Source organism: Nocardiopsis prasina DSM 43845, assembly GCF_000341265.1.
Classification (GTDB): Bacteria; Actinomycetota; Actinomycetes; order Streptosporangiales; family Streptosporangiaceae; genus Nocardiopsis; species Nocardiopsis prasina.
This window is the reverse complement of sequence record NZ_ANAE01000061.1, coordinates 1-4,595: the sequence shown is the minus strand read 5'-3', so window position 1 is coordinate 4,595 and position 4,595 is coordinate 1. Positions and strand designations below refer to the sequence as shown.

Annotated in this window: 4 protein-coding genes and 1 pseudogene; 3 read left to right on the top strand and 2 right to left on the bottom strand. The window is 74.1% G+C overall.

Annotation, left to right across the window (positions count from 1 at the left end; all coding sequences use genetic code 11):
* Positions 1 to 1,152, bottom strand: a pseudogene (locus D452_RS30620) (helicase); the annotation flags it as partial.
* Between the two features lie 46 nt (positions 1,153 to 1,198).
* Positions 1,199 to 1,549, bottom strand: a complete 351-nt coding sequence (locus tag D452_RS31615) for a hypothetical protein (RefSeq protein ID WP_017542377.1) — start codon at positions 1,547 to 1,549, stop codon at positions 1,199 to 1,201.
* Between the two features lie 271 nt (positions 1,550 to 1,820).
* Here D452_RS31615 and D452_RS0101440 point away from each other — a divergent pair, with 271 nt between their 5' ends.
* From D452_RS0101440 to D452_RS0101430, 3 genes are all read left to right on the top strand, one after another.
* A complete protein-coding gene (locus D452_RS0101440) occupies positions 1,821 to 2,621 on the top strand; it encodes a hypothetical protein (RefSeq protein ID WP_152498509.1) in 801 nt (266 codons plus the stop codon).
* Between the two features lie 530 nt (positions 2,622 to 3,151).
* Entirely contained in the window at positions 3,152 to 3,535 is a 384-nt protein-coding gene (locus D452_RS31610) for a cold-shock protein (protein WP_017542375.1), read from the top strand.
* 211 nt (positions 3,536 to 3,746) lie between these two features.
* On the top strand, positions 3,747 to 4,556 hold the full coding sequence (locus tag D452_RS0101430) for a DUF3027 domain-containing protein (RefSeq protein WP_017542374.1): 810 nt from the start codon (positions 3,747 to 3,749) through the stop codon (positions 4,554 to 4,556).
* Positions 4,557 to 4,595 lie beyond the last annotated feature (39 nt).

Here is a 4,595-nt window from a genome sequence, read left to right as displayed (position 1 = left end):
GTACTCGGCCGGGGCCTGGCGCCACACGTCGAATTCGGGCGTGGGCAGCCACTCGCCGTCCACCTCGCCGTCGGCGGCCAGCAGGCCGGCGGCGCGCGCCGTTTCGGCGAACAGCGCCGCGGTCGTCTCGTCGGTGTCGGAGTCCCGGGCCGCGCGGCGCAGGTCGCGTGCGCCGAGGCCGCCGCTGCGCAGCACACCGGGCGGATCCTCGGCCCAGCGCTCCAGCAGTTCGCCGACCGAGCGGACGGCGGTGAAGGCCTGCCCGGCGGCCGTGCGGACCACGGTCGCGGCGTCGGTCCGGGACCCGGTGAGCTGCGGCGGATCGGCTTCCACTTCCTGGAACAGCGCCCCGCCGCGCAGGTGCAGCGCGACCTCGCGCGGCAGTACGACGGTGTCCGCGGCGGTGGGGACGAGCAGGCCCAGCGCCAGCAGCCGGTCGATGGGCGAGGCGGCCGTGTCCAGGCCGCCGCCGCGGTCGGCCGCGCCCGAGACCGTGCCGTGCGGCGGACCCCACATGAGCCGGTCGAGTACGGGACGCGCTTCGGCGCCCGCCAGGCGCAGCGCCCGGTCCGCCCCTGCGGCGTCGCCCAGCGCGGCGGCGACGGATTCGACCGGTCCGGGGCCGGCGGCGTCCGCGGCGTCCAGCCCGAGCGCCGCGGCGACGCGGTCGAGCCCATCGGTCGGGCGGTCGGCCAGCAGGGCCCGCAGAGGCGGCCCCAGCCCGGCCGGAGCGCCCAGGACGTCGCCGAGCACGCTCACCGGCCGCAGCCGGGGGCCGTCCTCCCACACCAGTGCGCCGGCCAGCAGATCCGAGACCGCGTCGTCGAGCCGATCGGTCCCGGCCCCCAGCGCCGCGGCGAGCCGGTCGCGCTCGATCCCGGCCGCGCCGCCGAGGCGCCCGTCGCCCAACGCGACCAGGCCCTCCACGACCTGCAGCTCGAACCGGTCCAGCCGGTCCAGCACCCGCAGAACCGCCGGGCGCGCCGTGGCGCGCGCGGCCAGGGCTCCGATGTCGGCGGGTACGGGGGTGACCAGGTCGGGGCGCAGCGCGAAGAGTGCGGCCAGCTGTGCGTCGGTCCGATGCCGCAGCCATGCGGTGAAAGTGGGACGACGCCCGTCCGTGCCGCGTTCCGCGTCCGCCTCGTCGATCATCGGTTCCAACGCTATGCGACGGCGGCCCCCGGACCCGGGCGCAGGGCTATTCGAAGTCGATGCGCACGGACTCGACGCCGTCGAGCGCGGGCATCCACTGCGTGTCGTCGCGCCCGGCGCCGACGACGTTTCCGGTGCAGTCGGGGCCGGAGTAGAAGTAGTAGGTGGCGATCGGTTCGGCGTCGGCGAAGGTGATCGTGCGGCTGCGCTCGTAGGTGTGGCAGCCGTCGGGCACGTGCATCTCGTGGTAGCCGACGCCGGGGGCGGCGTAGATCTCCAGCGAACCGGCGTCGGCCTCGGCCGGCGCGGTGGCGGGCTGCGCGGAGGCGGGTGCGGGTGAAGCGAGGGCGGCCGCGGCCAGGGCGGCGCCGACCAGGGCGAGGGCGCGGGCGGGCATGCTGCCTCCTGTGGTTCGGGATGTCGGGTGTCGGGTGTGTCGGAACGCCGGGCCGTCGGGCAGTCCGATTACCGGTCGCGTCCCGGTACGGGTATCGGTCGTGCGCGCTGAGACCGGTGGGGTGTCCCCATTCATACATGTCACAGCGTGTTCGTGTGAGGACTTTCGGTAGTGGTTTTCGGGTTCTCCGTCGGTCCGCGATTCAGCACGCCGAGCCGGTGACGGCCGAAACACCATGGGGCGGCCGGTGATCGTGCGGCAGTATGGGGCCATGACCGAGCAGGCCGCACAGCTGGTGCTGCACTACGTGTCGCGGGTCGCCGACGCCGCGTACGGGGCCGTGCCCGCCCGGCGCCGCGCCGCCTACCTCGCCGACCTGCGCGCGCGGATCGAGCGCGCCTGCGCCACGGTCGGGGCGGAGAGCCCCGACGACGTCCGCCGGGTTCTGCGCGGTTTCGGGCGTCCGGCCGAGGTGGTCACGCGTGAGCTCGCCGCCGAAATCGGCGACAGGCCCGACCCGGGCGCCCCCGGAGTCACCCCCGTAGCGGCGGACGGCGCCGACGACGGGGCCGGGCCGGCTGATGCAGAGGCGCGTGCGGGAGCCGCCCCGGCGCCGGCGGACAATCGCCCGGTGCGCGCGCCTCCGCCGTGGCGCTCGGGTACCGGCGGCGGCGTCCGTGCGCGCAGCCGTGCGGCCGCCGGGGCGGCGCAAGCGCGGCGCGGGGACGCCCTGGCCGCGCTCCCGGCGGCGCTGCGGCGCCATCCCGGTGAGGCGCTGGGCGTCGGGCTCTATCTGGCCGCGGCGGCGGCCGGCGTCCTGGCCGGGGGATGGCTGATCGGCGCGGCGGTCGTCGCGCTGAGCCGGGTATGGACGGGACTGGACAAGGCGGTCGGCGTGGGCGTGCCCGTCCTGGCCACACTGGTGGGCATGGCGGTGTGGGAGAGCGGCGTCGAGCACATCTACGTGGACCAGGTCATCTGGGAGTCGCTGACGGAGACCGGGGTCGTCGGCCTGCGCCTGGCGGCCCTGGCCGCCGGGCTCTACCTCGTACTGCGGTTGACCCGGCTGTGAGCGGTGCGGGGCGCGCGGGCCAAGTTCCGGCAAGCTGCCGCCGCGTGGGGTCAGGTGCACCCCAAGTCTGTCCAATATCCGGGTTGACCTGCGTTTTTCTGTGCATTGCGCGCTGTGCGGCGGGTAATCATACGGCTACGTCCGGATTCGGCCGCAGCGGCCGAGGGGCGCAGAGCGGCATAGCGCCGTCAGAGGTCGGTGGTGTATCCGATGGCGCCGGGTCCCGTCCCGCAACTCCGCATCCAGCGGCATCGGCCAGCGCTTCCGACAGAGGGGCCCGGAGAGCCGCATCCGGGCCCCTTTCCCGTCGGGGCGGGAGGGTGCGGTCTGCGGAGGGCCGAAGGCGGGGCCGGTTGCGGTCGGCCGCCCGGACGTGAAAGGGGCGTTGCAGTCGTTGCCGGGCTAATCCACTCGCCTGCCGGCAGTGCGGAGCACTAGCCTGAAAGGGCCCCGGGGAAGGAGGGGGAGGCGCCGTGCGGCGGCCGCCCGCTCCTTCGACGAACTTCGACGGCGAGAGCGTGAGGTCACCCGTGCCCACCGGCAAGGTCAAGTGGTACGACAGCGAAAAGGGATTCGGCTTTCTCACCCGCGACGACGGCGGTGAGGTCTTCGTGCATTCCTCGGCGCTGCCCGGCGGAACCGAGTCGCTGCGTTCGGGGCAGCGCGTGGAGTTCGGCGTCGTCGAGGGACGCAAGGGCGCCCAGGCGCTCCAGGTCGAACTGCTGGATACGCCCCCGTCGGTGGGGAAGGTCCAGCGCAAGCGGCCCGACGAGATGGTGGACCTAGTAGAGGACCTGATTAAACTCCTCGACGGCGTGTCCGGAACCTACCGTCGAGGCAAGCATCCCGACCGCCGCGAGGCCGCCAAGATCGCCCAGGTGCTGCGCAGAGTCGCCGACGACCTGGAGGCCTGAACAGCCGACCGCCGCGGCCCGCCGCCCGGTCCGCCCGGTCCGGTCCGTGCGGGCCCGCCCGGTCGGCGCGGCGCGGAGCGGTCCGCAGGGTGTGACTCCTGCCACTCCCGTGGGCGGTGCCATCCGAACCCGGCCCCATCCGGCGCGTAACGGTCGACTATCGATCGGTATCTTGGTCGTGTTGGTGCCCGTTATCAGCGAAAATGGAATTGTGAGCCCTAGCCGCCGTTCTCCCGCACCAGACAAGGCATGCATCGAAGCGGTCGACCTCGCCCGCTCCGCGGCCGTCGAGATCGGCCGCCCGGAGTGGGTAGGTGAACACCTCTCCGCCTATGTCGAGGGTGACCGCGTCGTCACCCACCTCTTCGCGTGCCTCGACCCCGCCTACGCGGGGTGGCGCTACGCCGTCACCGTGGTCCGCGCCGCGCGTGCCAAGAAGGTGACGGTCAACGAGGCCGTCCTACTGCCCGGATCCGAAGCGCTGCTGGCGCCGCAGTGGGTGCCCTGGAAGGAGCGCCTGCGCCCCGGCGACCTCGGCGTGGGCGACCTGCTGCCCAGCGCCGACGACGACGATCGACTCAAGCCCGGCTACGCCCAGGTCCCCGATGGCGAGCTGGAGGAAGAGGGCCTGGACCGCCAGATGGTCTGGGAACTCGGCCTCGGCCGTCCCCGGGTGCTGTCCGAGACCGGGCGCGAGACCGCCGCACAGCGCTGGTACGACGGCGACGGCGGCCCGCGCAGCGCCATCGCCAACGCCGCGCCCGCCCCGTGCGCCACCTGCGGATTCCTTACCCCGCTGGCCGGGGAGTTCCGCCAGATGTTCGGGGTCTGCGCCAACGAGTACGCCCCCGACGACGGCCGCGTCGTCTCTCTCGACCACGGATGCGGCGCGCACTCCGAGGCCTCCCAGCGGTCGGCGCCCGCCGAGGCCCCGCTGCGCCCCGTCGTCGACGAGCTGGGCTACGACCACATCGTCTTCGACGACACCAGCGAATTGGAGCTGGTCTCCTCCGACAGCTGACCCCGACACCGGCCCGGTCCGTCCGGCCGGATCCGGGTA

Bases quoted from the DNA above. Each gene is read 5' to 3' on its own strand.
- D452_RS31615 (WP_017542377.1), bottom strand. From the start codon at position 1,549: ATGCCCGCCCGCGCCCTCGCCCTGGTCGGCGCCGCCCTGGCCGCGGCC.
- D452_RS0101440 (WP_152498509.1), top strand. From the start codon at position 1,821: ATGACCGAGCAGGCCGCACAGCTGGTGCTGCACTACGTGTCGCGGGTC.